This window comes from Lacinutrix venerupis (genome assembly GCF_003663945.1).
In the GTDB taxonomy this organism is placed as follows: domain Bacteria; phylum Bacteroidota; class Bacteroidia; order Flavobacteriales; family Flavobacteriaceae; genus Lacinutrix; species Lacinutrix venerupis.
Genome location: NZ_RCCH01000005.1, coordinates 1 through 20,705, shown reverse-complemented (window position 1 = coordinate 20,705; position 20,705 = coordinate 1). Strand labels below are relative to the sequence as shown.

Sequence of the window (20,705 nt, the reverse complement as noted above, 5' to 3'; positions counted from 1 at the left end):
AAATAATGAAAACAATAAAAGTAATAGTATTTTTAATATTTATAACAGCAAATTTTTCTTTTGCACAAGAGGTCATTTATAATAATGAAATTTACAATGTAAAAGGAAAAACCGTTTATAAAAATGGAGAAGATATGTCTGAAATTTTATCTCCAGAAGCTCAAAATGAAATTAAAACGCGATTAAAGCATATTGAAAAACAAGCTAAGCAAACTAGAAAAAATGAAAAAGCTTTAAAAAAAGCCGAAAAAGAGAAAAAACAGTCTGAAAAAGAGCTAAAAAAGAAGGAAAAGGCAGAGAAAAAGCTTAAAGATGCAAAAAAGAGTTTAAGCAAAGCAGAAAACAAATATGCATCTGAATATAAGAAATTTGAAAAACTTAAAAACAAAGGAAAACTCTCTCCAGATGACCATGAAAAATGGGAGAAGAAATTTGAAAAATTACGAAGTAATATTGAAAAAACAGAGAAACGGTTAAAACGTTTTTAAAATGTTAGAAAATTTAAAAGTAGCTATAATACAATCTGATTTAGTTTGGGAAAATGCGGAGCAAAACCGTATTAACTTCAAAAATAAAATAGAATTAATTTCAGAAAATATAGATTTAATTGTCCTGCCAGAAATGTTTAATTCTGGTTTTACAATGAATGCCGAAACTGTTGCAGAATCTATAGAAGGAGATACTGTTGTTTGGATGTTAGATATAGCTAAACATAAAGCAACTGCCATTGTTGGAAGTTTAACAATAAAAGAAAACGGGAAATATTATAATCGTTTACTTTTTGTAAAGCCAGATGGTGAGATTTTACAGTATAATAAACGCCATAGTTTCTCGCTTGCTGGAGAAGATAAAATATTTACTGCTGGACAAGAAAAAGTAATTATAGAATATAAAGGCTGGAGTATTTGTCCGCAGATTTGTTACGATCTTCGCTTTCCAGTTTGGGCAAGAAATATCGAGGATTATGATGTGCTGTTATATGTTGCTAATTGGCCAAAAGTTAGAATAGCTGTTTGGGATGCTTTATTAAAAGCAAGAGCTATAGAAAATATGAGCTATTGCATAGGAGTAAATAGAGTAGGTTTAGATGGCAATAATTATGAATACTCAGGGCATTCTGCTATTTATAATGTTTTAGGAAAAAAACTAACAAGCAATAATAGTGATAGAGAATCTATTGAAATTGTATCGCTTAGTAAAAGTGAGATAGAAAAAAACCGTAAGCATTTAGGTTTTTTAAACGATAAGGACAATTTTAGTCTAATAGTTTAAGCGTTAAAACTTCGTCAAATCCTGCTGTTCCTTCAATAATATCGGGATGGTAACTTACACGTTCTGGTTGTATGCCTTTTAAGTAATCTCCGGTATCGTATTTTTTATTTTTATTGGTATCATAAATAACCCTTAAATGAAATCGTTTAGGATCTAAAAAGTTAAAATCTACAGGTTGAGGTGTTTCAATATATTGTTCTGCAATAACCTCAAAATTAGTATCTGTTAATTGTACAATAACAGGATATTTAGCATTTTCTAATATAACTCTAAAGTTAAAATACTTGTATTGAGTTTGTGTTTTTAAGTTATAATTTAAGGAGTCGTTTGTGTTATTAAATAAATCTGTTAAAGCTTCAGGAAGTAGCTGTACTTTATACTCATTATCTACCGTTTTATCAAATTTAAGGGCATAACTGTTTTTTAAGGTATCGTATTTTGTTTTAAAGTCTACTAAAGCTGAATCTTTATCGCGAATAGTAATTTTACTCTGGTTTATATTTGTAAATGGAATGTTAGATTTTATAAAAAAATCTTTTTCAATACCTATAGTTCCTTTTGGGCTTGGTGTTATAATAAGAGAGTCTCTTTTTTTATCACGAATTCTTACTGTAAAAGTATCAACTACTTTTTGGTTTGAAATTTTAAAAATTAAAGAGTCAACTTTTAATTTTGGGTTGTAGTAATAGAGTAAGGAATCGGTTTTTTCATCTTTATAATAACGTCCAACAAAACTATCGGTTACTTTAGAAAGCAGGTCTATTTTTATATTTTTATAATCACCTTCATACCCAAAAATAATTTTTTCACCTGCCACTAAACTAGGTTTCGAGGCTCTGTAATTTGGTGTTTCTTGAAAAAGCTCAAGTTCAAAAACCTTAGCTGTGTCTTGAGGTAGTATAACAGGATTTTCGTAAAAGGCTATTTTTTCGGTTTTTTGCTGAAATTTATTGTCGCTATTTTTATCTTTTAAAGCGCGTAGCATGTATTTTCCAGCTTTTACGTTTTCAATTTTAAAACTAGTTGTAGTATCTAGTGTGTTTGTAATGTAATTAGGTTCTTTTTTAAATATTAAAGAATCGTTGTAAGTTGAATCTAATTCATATAAAGCAACAGAAACATAGTCGTCAACATCAAAAGATAAAGCATCTTTAATGGTTCCTTTTACAGATAGAGAATCTATATAGTCTCCTGTAGAGAATACATATCTGTAGTATTTAAATGGGTTTTCTTCATTATTATCTACAATACTATTGCCAAAATTAATAGCATATGTAGTGTTAGGTTGTAGTGTATCGAAAATTTTAATTGTAATATATTTACTAGCAGAGCCAAGAGGTGTAATGTCTGGCTGAGTTTTCATTGGTGGAGATATAACCAATTGCTTTGTTAAGTTTTTGGTTTTTATATACTCGTTAAAATAAATTTTAATTTCCTTTTTATTAAAATTTGTAGAAAAATTTTCAGGTTCAGATTTTATAATTTCTGGTGGTAAAATATCTTTTTCTCCTCCGCTAGGTGTTCCTCTATTGGCGCAACTAGCAATAATTATTACTATTGAAATAAAGAATAAAAAATTATAAAACCTGTTTTGCATAATTTTGATTAATTGATTGCAAAATAACAACATATTTATAAAGTAACATAAAGTGCGTTATATTAAACGTTGTATTTATAAAGAATTTAACAAATAGTAAAGCAACTTAGGCAATTGCCATAGTAGCAATACTTATTTTAATATTTTTTGCTTTATTTAATTCAAGTATACAGGCTTCTAGTGTTGCTCCTGTTGTAATAATGTCGTCTATTAAAAGTATATGTTTTCCTTGAATTTGATCAAGGTTGTGTATTGTAAATAAGTCGTTTTTGCCATCCCATCGGGAGAATCTGTTTTTTGTAACTTGAGATTCTGTATTTGTAATTTTAATTAAAACATTATCTACGTAATTTGCTTTTAAAGCAGTTGCTATCTCTATGCCAAATTTAGAAACTTGATTATAGCCTCGACTTCTTAATTTTTTTTTGTGTAAAGGCACAGGAATAACGATGTCTACAGTAGAGTAATCTCCACAATCGTTTAATTCTTTACCTAGCCAAGCGCCTAAAAACGTGCCAACTTGTTGTTGTTCTTTGTATTTTAATTGGTGAATTAACTTTTGGGTAATACCTTTTTTTTCAAATTTAAGCAAAGCTGTTCCATTTTCAATTTTTGCTCTTCCGTAAAATAGTTTTGATACAAAATTATCTTTAGTTAAATGGTAGTTTGTTAAAGGAAGTTTGTGCCTACAACTCGTGCATAAGTACTCTTCGTTATCAGCAAGCCGGAATAAGCATGTTAAGCATACTTTTGGAAAAAATAAATTTACAAGCGCATTAAGCATTAAAAGAAAATATTATACATGTGTTATCTAAAATACATTAACATTTTAGAAATCAACAATAAAACTTATTATTTATCTTAAAATTTAGAATGTTAATGGTGTAATTATCTATTGTAAATAGTAATTTAAGTATCGTAATTACAAGAGTTTTAAATATGCGTTATTTCTTACGAGTTAAGGGTTAACAATAGTTTTAACAAGTTTATAACCATTTCATCGATTTTAATTATTAGTTATAGCCTATTTGTATAGTTTAGATTATTAATTAAACTAAACGATGATAATTAATACACAATTATTCAACTATAGATTAATTATTGGTACATTGGTTATAGCAATTGTAATTTTAGGCTCTGTTAGCTATTTTAATTACAAAACCGTAAAAGAAAATCAGGTGTTTATAGAACAAGAGAAATATCTTGTTGAAAGTGAGCTATCCGAAATGATTTCTAGTTACGAAAACCTAGATGTTAAAAGCGAATATCTAGCGAAGCAATTAGAAGAAACAAAATCTAAAATTTTAATTATTTTAGATTCTGTAAAACAATTAAAAGCCAACGTATCTTTAATATCTAAATACAGAGCTCAACTAAAAGAGCTTAGAAAAGAAAATGCCCAATTGTTAGCGTTAACAGACAATTTGGAAGCAGAAAACACTTCATTAAAATTACAGGCAAAAGAAGTGGAAGAAGACTTAACAAATAGCAAAACTTACGTTAGCACTCTTAAAACAAAAAATAAAACATTAGTAGAAAATAATCTAGATTTAAAAGAAAATTTAGAAAAAGCTAAGCAATTAAATATTACAAATATTGTTGCAAAAGGAGTGAAAAGAGTAACGTCTTCGAGTAGAATAGTAAATACTAAAAATTTTAAAAAGACAAATAAATTTCACGTGTGCTTTACTTTAGTAAACAACGAATTTTTAAAAAAAGGAGATTTGGATATTTACTTTCAAGTTTTAGACTCTAAAATGAATGTTGTTGCAGATAAAGGCACAATAAATTATGGTAAAACATCTTTAATATATTCTGCAAAAGAAACCATAAATTATAACAACCAAGATATTGATGTTTGTACATTAATAGATAAAGGACCAGAATCTTTAGCTAAAGGTTCTTACTTTATTAGTATATTTCATCAAGGTAAAAAATTAGGAGGCACAACTATTTATCTAAAATAAATGCTCTATTGAGTACAAAAACACCTTTATCAGTTTTTTAGATGTAATTTTGTTTTTTTTCATTTTTAAATTTCTTAAAATTATAGCTTAATTATTTTTCAATGTTAATAGCCCCAAAAATTAACAGATCTAAATTAATTATAATTGCGTCACTTTTAACTCTGGTTTTAGTTACGGTTTTTATGATGTTTAACCGTTTAGAGCTGAGCGATGAAAACAGTATGCTTCATCAAGAAAAAACACTCATGTTAAACGAACTATCCGAAATGATAGACGTTTATGAAACTGTGGAACTTTTAAACGATACACTTAAATTACAGCTTAAACAATCAAAAGACAAGTTAATAAATATAAGAGACTCCATTAATAATTTAAATTCTGATGATATATTATTTGATAAGTTAAAACCTAAAGTAGCAATATTTAGGTCAAATAATAATAAAATTCTCTCTCAATTAGGTATAAAAGAACTTGAAATTAAAAAGCTTTTAAAAGAAAAAAAAGAATTTAAAAAAATATTAAACTCCAGAGATTCTTTAACAAAATTACTAAGTTCCAAGTACGAGATTTTTCAAAATAACAATAAGGTATCCCAAAATAATACTAATCCTTTAGACATTCCCCTTATAAGTAATTTAAATGTAAAAGGAACAAAGCGCATTACCTCTAAAGGTAGAGTAGTAGATACTAAATATGCTCGAAGAACTAAAAAATTTCATGTTGAATTTACGTTAGTTAAAAACAAATTCTTATCTAAAGGAACAAAAACATTATATTTTCAAGTGTTGCGCTCAAACATGACTGTTGTAGCATCTAAAGGCACAGTAAGCTTTGGAGAGAAGTCGCTTATATACTCAAAAAAGAAAAACTTTAATTACAACGGAAAAGAGTCTGTAGTTTCTGTAATTATCGATAAAAATGAGAAAGAACATCTCGAAAAAGGAACATATTACATAAATGTTATTTATCAAGGAGAAGTTTTAGCAAAACAGTCTATAGTATTAAAATAAAAAATAACTTCAATATTATTAAATAAACCGTTTCAAATTTGGAACGGTTTTATATTTTTGTACATATGGCAAATCAAGATGATCAATTTAAAAAAGTAATCTCTCACGCAAAGGAGTATGGTTACGTATTCCAAAGTAGTGAAATCTACGATGGACTAAGTGCAGTGTACGATTATGCACAAAATGGAGCAGAATTAAAAAAGAACATTCGTGACTACTGGTGGAAAGCGATGGTGCAAATGCATGATAACATTGTTGGTATCGATGCCGCAATATTTATGCATCCTACTACCTGGAAAGCATCAGGGCACGTAGATGCTTTTAGCGATCCTTTAATAGATAATAAAGACTCTAAAAAACGCTATCGAGCAGACGTTTTAGTAGAAGATTATTGCGCTAAAATTGAAGCTAAAATAGAGAAGGAAGTAAAAAAGGCCGAAAAACGCTTTGGTGAAGCCTTTAATAAAGAAGAATTTCTTGCAACCAATGGAAGAGTTTTAGGGTATCAAGAAAAAATAGATACTATTTTAAAACGTTTAGGTAAATCTCTAGAAGCAGAAGATTTAGCAGATGTTAAGGCTTTAATTGAAGAACTAGAAATAGCTTGTCCATTAAGTGGAAGCCGAAATTGGACAGATGTTAAGCAATTTAACCTCATGTTTGGAACTAAACTTGGCGCCTCTGCAGAAACAGCAATGGATCTATATTTACGTCCAGAAACAGCGCAAGGTATATTTGTAAACTTCTTGAACGTGCAAAAAACAGGAAGAATGAAAATTCCTTTTGGTATCGCGCAAACAGGAAAAGCATTTAGAAACGAAATTGTAGCAAGACAATTTATTTTTAGAATGCGTGAGTTTGAGCAAATGGAAATGCAGTTTTTTATTAAACCAGGAACGCAAAAAGAATGGTTTGATAAGTGGAAAGAAACCAGATTAAAATGGCATCTTTCTTTAGGAATGGGAGAAGACAATTACCGTTTTCATGACCACGAAAAATTAGCACATTATGCCGATGCAGCAACAGATATTGAGTTTAAATTTCCTTTCGGATTTAAAGAATTAGAAGGTATTCACTCTCGTACCGATTTCGATTTAAAACAACACGAAGAATTTTCAGGAAAAAAATTACAGTATTTCGATCATGAAGATAACGCGAGTTATACACCATATGTTTTAGAAACTTCAATTGGTTTAGATAGAATGTTTTTAGCAGTTTTTTCTAATGCTTTACAAGAAGAAGAATTAGAAAACAACACCACAAGAACCGTTTTAAAATTACCAGCAGTTTTAGCACCAGTAAAAGCAGCCGTTTTTCCTTTAGTAAAAAAGGATGGCTTACCAGAAGTTGCAAAACAAATTGTAGAGGATTTAAAATGGGATTTTAATGTGTTTTATGACGAAAAAGATGCGGTTGGAAAACGTTACAGACGTCAAGATGCCAACGGAACACCATTTTGTATTACAGTAGATCACAACACTTTAGAAGATAACACAGTTACCATTCGCCATAGAGATACAATGGAACAATCTAGAGTTAAAATAGAAGACTTAAGAGATATCATTAAAAAAGAAGTTGATGTTAGAAATTGGTTAATGAAAATGAAATAATAAATTCCTTTCAAAGAAGGAATCTCATAAAATATAACTCTCAAACATCAATTGTTTGGGAGTTTTTTGTTTTTACTCACTCAAAAGCACTATTCACTCATTATTACTTTTAGAGTTTTAATAGTTCTTTTAACTTTAGATTACTAATTTTATGGAATTATGAAATTTACAATAAAACTATTCGCTCTGTTTTTTGTTTTCAATGTCTTTGCGCAAAGAAATATGGATACTATTTATGGCAATCCAAAGTCTGTAAGTGAGAAAATTGTGTTTCTTAAAACGAAAGTTGCCAAACGTTATACAGAATATCTAAATAATAGTTTTAGAAATATACGTCTATACAAGAAAGGTAATTTAGAACGCTTTTTTGGAGATAGAAATGTGAGTTATGTTAATTGTAAAATAGTTTACAATAAAAAAGGATTAAGAGAAAAAGAGGTGTGGTATAATTTCTCTGAAGAAATAGAAAGAACTTTTTATTATTCTTATGATAAAAACAATAATTTAATTGAAGAAAAAGAAGTTTATTGGGATGATGAATTTTGGTTAATTAAGTATCACTATAACCGGTTAAATAAACCAATTGCTATGAGTTATTATAATAGCTTAGAACCTAATGAATTTGTACATTGGTATTCAATTAGAGATGAAAATAACAATGTAGTTGAAAGAAGAATAATAGATGAAGATGGAGAGGATTATGTAACGCTATATGAACTTAATAAGGAAGGAAAAGTAATTAGAGCCTATATAAAATATATACTTAACAAACGGAAATCTAAGAAAGCTCAATCAAAATTTCAAAAGAAAGAAAGGAATATAAGTGAATATAGATATGATGAAAGAGGAAATAAAATACAGCAGCTAAACTATAACACATCCACTAATAACATTCAATCAAAACAGGTTTATAAATACGATGATAGAAATTATTTAATTGAGTATAAAAATTATTGGAATATTAGTGATACAACTAATTATAGAAAAGTAGTATATAATTATAACCATAAAGGTTTTAAAACTTATGAGAAAGAAACAACAACTAATGATTCTACTTTTAGTATAATTAAAACATTTTATAATAAAAATGATTATATACTTAAAACCATCGTCTTAGGTAATAATAAATCAAAAACATTAGATTTCAAATACAAATTCGACCGTAAAGGCAACTGGACAAAAATCACTAAAATAGTTAATGGAGAGCCATTTTGTGTTTGGACTCGAAAAATAAAGTATTATTAAAAATAAGCCTTCAACTGCACATTTCCAGTATGAATAGTTTTACTAGTCTCTGTTTTTCTGCCAAAATAAGTTAAATTCAAATCTAAAAACTTAGTAATCTTTTGTTGTGCTAAAACACTCCATGTTAAGTTTTTTCCTGGTTGCAAACCTTCAAGCATTTGATAGCCAACAGGTGAATTGGCATTACCTTCAAAAGTATTGGCAAAAACGTTAAACTCTCCAGAAATAGCAGACTTTACATTTTTAGTTATAGCAAAAGAGAAGCCATATTTTTGTTGGTTTAAGGTTTCTAAATCTCCAATGGTATTCGCTTTGTTGGTGTATTGATAAAAAACATCAAAACGTACATTGTCGTTTAGTAAATAAGACAGTTTTGGATTAAAACTTTCTTCGTCTATTTTAAAATTTTTAGACACAAAATTGTTACTAACACTCTCGTTAACATCAAAACTGCTTAAAAAATTAATAAGCCAGCTCGTTGCAAATTTATGATTAAAATTAAGCTGGTGACTCTTTAAAGTATTAGCTATAAAACTTACATCATCAGCATTTGCAGTACTAGATACAAAGCTTAAAATATTTCGAGATTGGTTGTTTAAATAGGTGTAAGATGTGGTATAGTGTTGTTTACCACGATTATAGAATAAAACATTTCTAAAATTAAGTTGTAAACCTAATTGGTTGTCTTCGTCTTCTTCAAAAGGATTAAGGTTAAATGTATTGCCTTCGCGTTTAATTTTTCTATCTATTAAATAACTACTTTGGTTATAAAAATGAGACCAGAATTTTTTGGTTTTGCTCGTTTCATTAATCCAGTTTGCTGGATTTAAAGTTAAAGCTTGACTTAATCTATTTTGATGTGTTTTTATAAAAATCTGGTTGGGTAATAATACTCTAATATATTGTCCTTGATCTTGAAATTGTGCAATTTCAAACTCTTCAATTTCTTGGATGCCGTTACCATTATAGTCGTTCCAAGTATAAGCACCTTGGCCAGATTCTACTTCGACATAAGTAAAATCTTGTTGTGCTAAAGTTCCAGAGTTGGTTTCGAAAACCGTATTCCAGTTTACCATGTTTTTAAAAAATTGTTGACTGTATAATAATCTGGAATTTAAAGATTGCTCATCTTCTACATCTACGTCTGTATTTTTTAAAGTTCTATAATTTGCAAATAGTGATAAATTTGTACGCTCATTTTTAATTAATCTAGAGTTTAAGGAATAGGTGTTAGATTTGTTTACACGTTGCAAATTGTTGTTTCTTACACTATCGTTTACACGGTACTTGTAACCAACTTCGGCAAAAACACCAGTACTGTCGCCTACACCAGTATAAATTTCATAAGCGTTAAAACGTTGGCTTAAGTCTGTAAAATTGTTTGTTTCGGTTTCTTTTTGTTCATTGTTTTCGGCAGAAAATCTTCCGCCAATCCAACTCTTTTTAAAGTTGTAACGCGCATCATTATAAGTTCTAAAAAATGTTGAGGTACTTTCGGTAGCATTACTATTTAAAATACTTGAATTTGTATTAATTGTTAGTTTTTCATTTAGAAATAACTTGGCATTTACGGTGTGTTTATTTCCGCTAAATGTGTTAGAAAATCCTAGATGTTCAAATAAATAATTAGCATTTCCTTTTTTGTCATGAAACGCACGTGTTCCAGCCGAAAATAATACTTGATCGCCAAAATTAGAATTTAATCCATTTGTGGTAGTGGCATTAATATTCCAGTCTCGGTTAAACTCAGGGTTATATAATCCTTCAATGTTTCTAAATTCCTCTTGTATATAATCGGTATCTACAAAAGCATCCAAATTCCATAAACTATCTTGTTTTATAATAGATTGGTTTATGTTTAATTTTCCTGCAAAGCCATTATTGTTATTATCATCTATATTAGAAAATAGGTTTAAATCGTTTTTACTACCAGCAAATTCAAAATTTATACTTGTTTTTTCGGTTGGAGTGTAGCTTCCATTAACAACGGCAACTTGTAATTTTACAGGAGCAACTAGTTGTACTACAGGTTCAAAGTTTCCTTGTGGTTCTCCTAAAGTATTTGGTTCCACATACTCATAAATAGTATTAATAGCATTAATGTTGCTTATTTTGTAGTTACCTTGGTAGTCTCCAACATTTGTAAACCGAACGCTAAAAAGTGTATCGTCTGGATTGTTAGAGTAAACAAAAGCTTCAACACCATTTATATTTTCTTTTTTATATAAAATTCTGTTTTCATTAAAAGCTTCTTCTACTTCAGAAGGAGCAACCATTAAAGCTCGATTATCTCCAGCTTCACTTAAAATACCAACTTGTTCGGTAGATAGATTTTGTTGTAATGGGTTGTTTTTTGCATCATTTTCAGAATAAACAGAAGCTCCAATTTTAAATTTTTCGGTTTGGTAACTTCCGCCACCATATGCTACTAAACGAGAATAATTTCTATCGCTAAATTGATAATCAACCGTAATTCGCATTTCACTATTTATAGGAAAAGTAGAGTTAAATATAATTTCTCCAGCATTATAATCTATAATGTAGTCTTCATTTTCTCCACGTTTTACAGCGACTCCATTAACATAAACAGTTTCGCTTCCAGAAACAATAAGTACAAATAATTCTCCATTTTGACCTTGTAATTTATATGGACCTTGGTTGCCTTCTTGTGATGTAAATTGACTTGTTGTAAATTGTCCACGAACTAGTGCTCCAGCTGCAAACAAATTGGTTCTAGAGTCTTCGTCTCCTAATCTTGTTTTAAGCGAAAGGCCTTGCACGCGTTTAGAAAATTCGGAAAAATAAGAGTCGTTGTTTTCTAAATCTACATCACCGGCACGAATATTCCACTGGTCGCTAAAAATTTCTACAAAAACTTGATCGAATTCATCTAATCGCTGCGAGTAGCCACTTTCTTGTAAAGGAATATTAGCATCTTGAATAGAAGCACGCAGCGACACTTTGTCGTTTAATTTTCCTGTAATTTGAAGATCCAACTCACTATTTAAAACCGAGTTCTGGTTATTGCCAATGGTAACACCGCGCGAAATACTTCCACTAGTTGTTAAACCGTCAAAAGGAGAAAACTCTTTATCTGTATTAGGTTGTTTTATTTTGTAAAGTTTATTGAGCTTGTTGTTATTTTCAACAATCACAGTCTCATCAAACTGTTGGTAGGTTTTAGTTAAAAATTCTGGGAATTTAAGGTAATTAATAATTATAGAGTCTGCTTTAATTGGCTTTTTTAAAGTTAAAATGGCTTTAGCAAAATCAATAGAATAATAAGAAGTGTCTATAACTGTAGAGTCTTTAAGCTCAATAAAAAACCGATAAGAATTTATACTTACACTATCAACTTTAATACTATCATTTATAGCTACGGTTTTTTGCCTAAAATTACTATCGCTTTCTTGTGAGAAAGCAGTAATTGTAAAGAAAAAAAATAAAAAAGTAACTTTAAACTTCATATAGTAGTTAAACTAAATATTTGCTAATATATTTTGTTAATAGTTTGTGATTAATTTAGTATTCATTTAATGCTGTAAAAGTAACGCATTATTTATTTTAGCAGAAATTACAATCCTATATAAATGAAAATCATCTCCTACAACGTAAATGGTATACGAGCTGCTATAAAAAAAGGTTTTATAGAATGGTTAAAAAGCGCTAATGCAGATGTAGTTTGCCTACAAGAAATTAAAGCTTTAAAAGAACAATTAGACCTATCGCTCTTTGAAGAAGCTGGATATAAATATAATTATTGGTACAGCGCACAAAAAAAAGGATATAGTGGTGTCGCTATTTTAAGTAAAATCAAACCAAATCATGTAGAGTACGGTACAGGTATTGAAACAATGGATTTTGAAGGTAGAAATATTCGAGCAGATTACGATAATGTTTCTGTAATGAGTATGTATTTGCCATCTGGAACAAACATAGATAGGTTAGAATTTAAACTTAATTATATGGCAGAAGTTCAAGAATATATAAATGAGTTAAGAGTAGAGATTCCAAATCTAGTAGTTTGTGGCGATTATAATATTTGTCACGAAGCTATAGATATTCATAACCCAAAAATGAAAAACGTTTCTGGTTTTTTACCAGTAGAACGTGAGTGGATTGGTAATTTTATAAATAGTGGTTTAATAGATTCATTTCGCTATTTAAATCCAGAGAAAGTAGAATATAGCTGGTGGAGTTATAGAGCGAATGCTCGAGCAAACAATAAAGGTTGGCGTTTAGATTATGCTATGGTAACACAACCATTACAAGAAAAAATAAAAAGAGCCGTTATACTTACAGAGGCAAAACATAGCGATCACTGCCCAATATTATTAGAACTAGAAAACTAATTTTTAAAACTCTTCCCAAATGAAAAATAAAATAGTAATTGCAGTAATATTATTAATATCAATAACATCGTGTGTTTCACCAAAAGTTTATAAAAACTTAGAAGATAAATATGCTGCATTAAAAAAAGAAAACAGAAGTTTACAAGACCAATACGATGCGTTATTAAACGCTAAAAATGAAGCAGAAAATAACTTTAATAGTACTAAACAAGATTATGATAATGCTATTGCAGAAAAAAAACAACGGGAAGCAGATTATAAAGCATTAGTTAACGACCATAAAAACCTAAAAGATTCTTACGATGCTTTGGTAACAAATAGTTCTTCGGCAATTGCAGAAAATTTCCAAAAAAACAGAGAATTATTAGCAAAATTAGAAGCAAAAGAACAAGCATTAACATCAGAGAATTTAAGGCTAGAACAGTTAAAAAAAGAGTTGGAAGCAAGGTCAACTAGAGTAGCAGAATTAGAAAGCGTTATAGCGGCAAAAGATGCAGCAATGACTAAGTTGAAAAATGCCATTTCAAGTGCATTAACAGATTTTGAAGGCAAAGGATTAACCGTAGAACAACGCAACGGTAAAGTATATGTCTCTATGGAAAACAAACTGTTATTTAATTCTGGAAGTTGGGCAGTTGGTACAGAAGGTAAAAAAGCAGTAAATCAATTAGCAAGTGTGCTATCAAGCAATCCAGAAATAGCTATTTTAATAGAAGGCCATACAGATAATGCTCCATATACAGGGTCAGGAGAAATAAAAGGAAATTGGGATCTATCAACAAAAAGAGCAACTGCAATCGTGGAGATTCTAAGACAAAACAATAAAATTAATCCAGAAAATCTTACTGCAGCAGGACGTGGAGAATTTGCACCAATAGCAAGTAACAATACAGCACAAGGAAAAGCAAAAAACCGACGTATTGAAATAATTCTAACACCTAAATTAGACGAGATTTCTAAATTGCTAAATGAGATTTAATTTCATTTGGGCGTTCCCAAAATATACCTTCTAGGTATTATTTTGGTCAGGCTCTCGGCAGTCGCTCTCTGCGAGGAGCTCCAACAATGCCTCCATCCTTAACGCGCGAATATTAACAAATATTTAAATTAAGATGGTAAGCATTTATTTTTTACAATTTTTATATTTACAAAAAGCATCTAAATCATGAAATATACTACACTGCCAAACACAAATATTAAAGTAAGTAAAATTTGCTTAGGTTCAATGACTTGGGGAAATCAAAATACAGAGGCAGAAGGCCATCTTCAATTAGACTATGCCATAGATCACGGTGTAAATTTTATAGACACCGCAGAACTATATCCATTTCCAGCTCAAGCAGAAACTCAAGGAGCAACAAGTAAAACAATAGGGAATTGGTTAAAAAAAACAAATAATAGAGATAAAGTAGTTATAGCTTCTAAAATTGCAGGTAATGGAGATTATACAGCACATATAAGAACTACAGGTTTTAGTAAGCAAAGTATAAACGATGCAGTAAATAACGAATTAAAAAGACTACAAACAGATTATATAGACTTATTCCAGTTGCATTGGCCAGAAAGAGAAACTAATACTTTTGGAATAAGAGATTATAAACACAATCCTAACGACGAGTGGGAAGATAATTTTAAAGAACTATTAGAAAGTTTAAGTCAAATTGTTAAGGAGGGTAAAATAGGTAATGTTGGGTTATCAAACGAAAAAGCATGGGGAACTATGCGTTATTTAGAAGAATCTAAAAATAACAATTTAGTAAGACCAATAACAATTCAAAACCCATACTCATTATTAAATCGTGTTTACGAAGGTGATTTAGCAGAAATATCTATGCGAGAAAATATAGGTTTATTAGCATATTCTCCTATGGCTTTTGGTGTGCTTTCAGGAAAATATTTAAATAATACTGCCTCAGAAAACTCAAGATTAAAATTATTTCCAAGGTACACTCGATATAGTAGTGAGCAAGCAACAAAAGCAACACAAAAATATTTGGATTTAGCCAAAGCAAATAATATGTCTTTAGCCCAAATGTCTTTAGCTTTTGTAAACCAAAGAGAGTTTGTAACTAGTAATATTATTGGGGCGTCAAACTTAGAGCAGCTTAAAGAGAATATAAGTAGTGTTAGTGTAGACTTAAATCAAACTATAATGAGTGATATAAATAACATTCATAATGCTATTCCAAATCCAGCTCCATAAATAATTATATTAATTTCAGTCAGGTTGTCTTAGGTTAGTGAATGCTTTTTTGTTTTAACACTTTTTATCGTTAATAATTGTATTTAATCTATAATCTAAAACTTAAATATCATTCGTGTTTTTTTTTCTTTAGTTTAGTAAATTACATAATCTAATTGAAATTAGCAACGATGAGAAAAACTACACTTTTATTAGCTGGTATGCTACTGTTTTTAGGGCATATCGTTAATGCACAAATTACAACTTATCCATACTCTGAAGATTTTGAAGCAGGTGATGGTGGATGGGTAGCAGATAATGCAACTAATGGCACATGGGCTTTAGGAACACCTGCAGCAACAGTTATAAATAGTGCTGCTTCTGGAGCAAATTCATGGACAACAAATTTAACAGGAGAATATAATAATTCAGAATCTTCATCTGTTACAAGTCCAGTTTTCGATTTTTCAGCTTTATTAGCACCAGCAATAACATTTAATATTTGGTGGGAATCAGAATTTAGTTGGGATGGAACCGTACTTCAATCTTCAATTGATGGCGGAACAACATGGCAAAATGTTGGCGCATTAGGAGATGCGGGTAACTGGTATACAGATGGTACAATAAATGGAAATCCTGGAGGTCAGCAACAAGGATGGACTGGGCGTGATGGATCAGGATCTAATGGTTGGGTTACAGCCAGTCATGCATTAACAGGTTTAGCAGGAGAAGCTAGTGTACAATTACGTTTTGCATTTGGTTCAGACGGTTCTGTACCAGATGAAGGAGTAGCTTTTGATGATGTTACAGTATTTGAAGTAACATGTCCAGAGCCTTCAGCATTAACTTTTATTAGTGCAACTTCTAGTACAGCCAATTTATCTTGGACTCCTGGAGGAGGAGAAACAGCATGGGAAGTTGTTGTGCAGCCACAAGGTACAGGGATACCTACAGGAGCTGGTACAGGAACTACTTTAAATACAGGATATGAAGAAACAGGATTAACACCAGCGACAAATTACGAAGCTTATGTAAGATCAGATTGTGGTGGAGAATTTAGTATATGGGTTGGACCTTTAAATTTTGCAACAGAATGTGTAACATTTGTGGCACCTTATACAGAAGGTTTCGAAAACGGAGGAACAATTCCTTTATGTTGGTCAATGGATGGTGGAGAAGATTGGCAGTTTAATACCGCAGGACCTAACCATGTTGGAAATAATGGAACACTTACAGGAACAACAGTTACAGGTAATTACTACGCAGTAGTTGATGCTTCTGGAGACGATGGAGTTACTACTCTTACAACACCTCTTGTAGATGTGTCGACTTTAACAACTCCAGCAATAACTTTTTATGAAATTAGTGATAATGAAGGATTTTCAAATTCACAATTAGACGTTGAGGTTTGGGATGGAGCTGCTTGGAATTTAATGGGTACTTATAATACAAACACAAGTGGTTGGGAACAACGAACAATTAATATAAGTACACTTACTATTACAGGAGATGTACAGGCAAGATTTATTTTTTCTGAAGTAATAAATTCAGGAGATTTTTATGATGATATCGCAATTGATGATGTTACTTTCGATGAGTTACCATCATGTGTAAACCCATCAAATTTAGCTGTAGATAGTGCTACAGATACAACTGCAACATTATCATGGGTTTCTAACGGTACAGAAACAGCTTGGGAAGTAGTAGTACAAGCTCCTGGTTCTGGAGCTCCAACTGGAGCTGGAGATGCAGCAGTAACTAATCCATATACTGCAACAGGATTAACTGCAGCAACAACATACGAATATTATATAAGAGCAGATTGTGGCGGAGGTGAATTTAGTGACTGGATTGGACCATTAACTTTTGATACCGAGTGTACAACTTATATAGCACCATATACAGAAGGATTTGAAAACGGAGGAGTTATTCCATTATGTTGGTCAATGGATGGTGGAGAAGATTGGCAGTTTAATACCGCAGGACCAAATCACGTAGGTGATGGAGGTACTTTATCAGGAGCAACAGCAACAGGTAATTACTATGCGGTTGTAGACGCTTCAGGAGATGATGGAGCTATAACTCTTACAACACCTCTTGTAGATGTATCTACTTTAACAACACCTGCTCTATCTTTCTATGAAATTAGTGATAATGAAGGAAATGCAAACTCTCAATTAGATGTAGAGGTTTGGGATGGTGCCGCATGGAACTTAATGGGTACATATAATACAAATACTGTAGGATGGGAATTAAAAATAATTGACATAAGTACATTAACAATTACTGGAGATGTTCAGGCAAGATTTATTTTCTCTGAAGTAATAGCACCAGGAGATTTTTATGATGATATCGCTATTGATGATGTTACTTTTGATGAATTACCACCATGTGTTATTCCAGGAGGAATAGCAGCAAATAATATAGCAGGAACTTCAGCCGATATTACCTGGATGGCAGGTGGAGGAGAAACTGCTTGGGAGTATGTAATACAACCTGCAGGAACTGGAGAACCAACTGGAGCTGGAACAGCAACTACTACAACAGGATTTTCAGCTACAGGTTTAAATTACCAAACAACTTACGAAATTTATGTAAGATCAGATTGTGGTGTTGATGGATTTAGTGAATGGGCAGGACCAATTACTTTTACAACTACTGCGCAACTTAACTTTTCAGTAGACTGTGCAGTAGGACCAGAAAACCTTGTTTATTGTTATGAGGATAATGAAACTAATGTATTTACATTTACAAGTACAGACGGTTCTCCTTTAAACTTTATTATTAACTCTGGAAATGTAGAATCTTGTTGCGATGAATTAGTAGTTTATGACACCGATGGAACAGAGCTATTTAACGATACCAATGGAGGGAATTTAAGTGGTTTAACTTTCCAATCTACAGGAGATACTATTTCATTTACAATAGCTTCAGACGGATCTGTAAACTGTCAAGGTAGTTCAACAATTAATCCAATAGACGTAACGGTATCTTGTGCTACATGTACAAACCCAACTGCAACATACCAAGTTGTAGATGATTGTGCAAATGGAGACCAATTTTTAGTAGATGTTAACATTACTTCTTTAGGAGACGCTACATCACTTTCAATAGAGGATAATCAAGGAAATCCACCAGTTTCTGTTTCTGCAACAGGTGTAACTTCATTTGGGCCATATCCTTTTAATACAGATATAATTTTTACAGTTAGTAATGAGCAAGATGTAAATTGTGTAATTACAAGTCCAGCTTTACAATTAGCTGCTTGTCCTCCAGTTAACGATAATTGTGATGGAGCAACAGTAGCTACTGTAAACGATAGCTTTTTATGTGAAGTTAGTACACCAGGAACATTAACAGAAGCTACACCTTCTGGAGTTCCAAACCCTTCTTGTGGTGGTGACCCAGATGATGATATTTGGTTTCAGTTTGTTGCTACTAGCGAATACCAATTAATTGCTTTAGCAAATATTCAAGGTAGCTCAACAACTAATATAGATCATGCAGTCTATGAAGGAACTTGTGGTACATTAACAGAAATTAGTTGTACAACAGGATTTACATTACTTTCTAGTATTACACCTCAATTAACAATTGGAAATACTTATTTTATTAGAATATTTTCTAATGGTAGTGTCGCACAAACAACAACGTTCGATTTGTGTATTACACCTTACGAAGCACCAACAAATATAACATGTGACCTTACAGAAAACTTATGTCCAGGTGGAGACGATTTATATACTTACAATACAGTAGGTGTTCTTCCAGGATTTGGTTCTATAGACTGTTTAGGGTCTTCGCCAAACCCAACTTTTAGTGTAATCGAAATTGGAACGTCTGGAGATATTGATATCGAGATGGTTCAGAATACAGCTTTCGATTCTATGGGTAACCCAATTGGAGATGAGTTAGATGTAGATTTTGCTCTTTGGGGACCATTTAATGCAGGTGACGATTATTGTAATGGAGGAGATTACCCATCAACTCCAGTAACAGCATGTAGTTATTCTGCTGCTCCAGTTGAAAACTTTATAATTAACAATGCCGTTGCAGGTGATATTTATATCTTGTTAATTACAAACTTTGAGCAAGATCCAGGAATAATTCAAATTAATCAAACTAATTTAGATCCTAATAATCCAGATCCAAATGCTGGAACTTTAAGTGGAGAAATAGAAGCTGAAATTATTAGTAATGATACTGTTTTTATAGATGAAGATAATGATGAAACAACACCTCCTGTAGCTAATCTATGTGGTTTTGATTCTATCGTTTTAGAAGTAGATTCTCCTTTTGCAGATACTGTAGAATGGTATGTTAATGGAATTTTAGATCCTACTTTAACAACAACATCTATAACTGTAACAGAATCTAACTCTTATACAGTAACAGCATATGATAACCAATGTATGGGTAACGATACAAGTACTGTAATTGTTAATCTGTATCAAGAACCAACAGTAAACACTGTTCCAGATGAAGAAGTATCAATTACAACTTGTGATGATGAGTCTGGAGATGGTATTGAAGAATTCGATTTTAGTTCATTATCTAGTATAATTTTAGATAGTCCAGGACAAGATCCAGCAGACTTTTTAGTAACATATCATGAAACTTTAAACGATGCTCAATCAGGAACAAATGCATTAACTTCGCCATATTCTGCTACAGATGGAACTATAATATATGTTAGAGTAGAAGATGTAGATTCTGTAGGTTCTGGGTCTGGTTGTGCAAGTACTAATACTACTTTTGAATTAACAGTATTAGGAGCACTTCCTGAAATTTCAGATTTAGATGATTTAGAGTTATGTGATGATGAATCTAGAGATGGTACTGAGTTTTTTGATTTAGAACAAAATACACCTGCAATACTTAATGGTCAAGATCCATCAGTATTTGTGGTTAGTTATCATGAGACTCAGGCTGATGCTGATGCTGGTGCGAACCCATTAACTTCGCCTTATGCAAATACATCAACTCCTCAAACAATTTATGCTAGAATACAAAATAACGCAGCATCAGATTGTTACAAGACTACAACCTTTAATTTAATAGTTAAGGATCTTCCAGAAACAACATTTGATGCAAATGTAGATTACGAAGTTTGCCCTAACGCTACCTCTCCAATAACTATTACTGCAATAGCTAATAATTATACAGAGAGTGAAGTTACTATAAATTGGTATTATGAAGGAGATTTAATTGCGGGACAAAACGATCTTACTTTAGATACAGTACTTTTAGCTGGTGATTACGAAATAGAAGTTACTTTTAGCGGAGATAATACACAATGTACATCATCTCAAACAGTATCTGTAATAGAACTAGAATCATGTATAATTCCACAAGGTATTTCACCAAACGGAGATCAGAAGAATGACACGTTTGATTTAAGTAGTTTCGATGTTCAAAGCTTAACTATATTTAATAGAAATGGAGTAAAAGTTTACGAGAAGACGAATTA

13 protein-coding genes are annotated in these 20,705 nt (G+C 31.2%); 10 read left to right on the top strand and 3 right to left on the bottom strand.

Annotated elements, in window-relative coordinates; genetic code table 11:
* The first annotated feature begins 5 nt into the window (after positions 1-5).
* Positions 6-488, top strand: coding sequence for a hypothetical protein (locus CLV86_RS08295; protein WP_121051559.1), 483 nt, complete (start codon positions 6-8; stop codon positions 486-488).
* Between the two features lies 1 nt (position 489).
* Complete coding sequence (locus CLV86_RS08290; RefSeq protein WP_121051557.1) at positions 490-1,272, top strand: amidohydrolase; 783 nt, start codon at positions 490-492, stop codon at positions 1,270-1,272.
* Here the strand turns inward: CLV86_RS08290 and CLV86_RS08285 are convergent.
* Together CLV86_RS08285 and CLV86_RS08280 are read right to left on the bottom strand one after the other, a co-directional pair.
* Positions 1,256-2,869, bottom strand: coding sequence for an Ig-like domain-containing domain (locus tag CLV86_RS08285; RefSeq protein WP_121051555.1), 1,614 nt, complete (start codon positions 2,867-2,869; stop codon positions 1,256-1,258). The two genes, CLV86_RS08290 and CLV86_RS08285, sit on opposite strands and share 17 nt — an antisense overlap.
* A 106-nt stretch (positions 2,870-2,975) precedes the next feature.
* Positions 2,976-3,653, bottom strand: a complete 678-nt coding sequence (locus CLV86_RS08280; protein ID WP_076731411.1) for a ComF family protein — start codon at positions 3,651-3,653, stop codon at positions 2,976-2,978.
* 277 nt (positions 3,654-3,930) lie between these two features.
* On the opposite strand from CLV86_RS08280, the gene CLV86_RS08275 reads away from it, so the two are divergent.
* The 4 genes from CLV86_RS08275 to CLV86_RS08260 all read left to right on the top strand — a co-directional run bounded on the left by CLV86_RS08275 (position 3,931) and on the right by CLV86_RS08260 (position 8,701).
* Positions 3,931-4,836, top strand: coding sequence for a hypothetical protein (locus CLV86_RS08275; protein ID WP_121051553.1), 906 nt, complete (start codon positions 3,931-3,933; stop codon positions 4,834-4,836).
* A gap of 182 nt (positions 4,837-5,018) precedes the next feature.
* Positions 5,019-5,846: a hypothetical protein gene (locus CLV86_RS08270; protein WP_147427024.1), complete on the top strand. Its 828-nt coding sequence runs from the start codon at positions 5,019-5,021 to the stop codon at positions 5,844-5,846.
* 65 nt (positions 5,847-5,911) lie between these two features.
* Positions 5,912-7,456, top strand: a complete 1,545-nt coding sequence (locus tag CLV86_RS08265) for a glycine--tRNA ligase (RefSeq protein WP_121051549.1) — start codon at positions 5,912-5,914, stop codon at positions 7,454-7,456.
* A 222-nt stretch (positions 7,457-7,678) separates the two neighbouring features.
* A complete protein-coding gene (locus CLV86_RS08260) occupies positions 7,679-8,701 on the top strand; it encodes a hypothetical protein (RefSeq protein WP_147427023.1) in 1,023 nt (340 codons plus the stop codon).
* On the opposite strand, the gene CLV86_RS08255 is transcribed toward CLV86_RS08260, so the two are convergent.
* A complete protein-coding gene (locus CLV86_RS08255) occupies positions 8,698-12,168 on the bottom strand; it encodes a hypothetical protein (RefSeq protein ID WP_121051545.1) in 3,471 nt (1,156 codons plus the stop codon). The two genes, CLV86_RS08260 and CLV86_RS08255, sit on opposite strands and share 4 nt — an antisense overlap.
* Positions 12,169-12,291: 123 nt before the next feature.
* Between CLV86_RS08255 and CLV86_RS08250 the strand changes: the two genes are divergently transcribed.
* From CLV86_RS08250 to CLV86_RS08235, 4 genes are all read left to right on the top strand, one after another.
* Entirely contained in the window at positions 12,292-13,053 is a 762-nt protein-coding gene (locus CLV86_RS08250) for an exodeoxyribonuclease III (RefSeq protein ID WP_076731405.1), read from the top strand.
* 19 nt (positions 13,054-13,072) lie between these two features.
* Positions 13,073-14,032 (top strand): OmpA family protein, encoded by a 960-nt coding sequence (locus tag CLV86_RS08245; RefSeq protein WP_121051542.1) that lies wholly within the window; start codon positions 13,073-13,075, stop codon positions 14,030-14,032.
* A gap of 186 nt (positions 14,033-14,218) precedes the next feature.
* Positions 14,219-15,256 carry an aldo/keto reductase gene (locus CLV86_RS08240; RefSeq protein WP_121051540.1) on the top strand — a complete coding sequence of 346 codons (1,038 nt, stop codon included), beginning with the start codon at positions 14,219-14,221 and terminating at the stop codon, positions 15,254-15,256.
* A 170-nt stretch (positions 15,257-15,426) separates the two neighbouring features.
* Positions 15,427-20,705: fibronectin type III domain-containing protein (locus CLV86_RS08235; RefSeq protein ID WP_121051538.1), on the top strand; the 5,279-nt coding region annotated here is incomplete at its 3' end.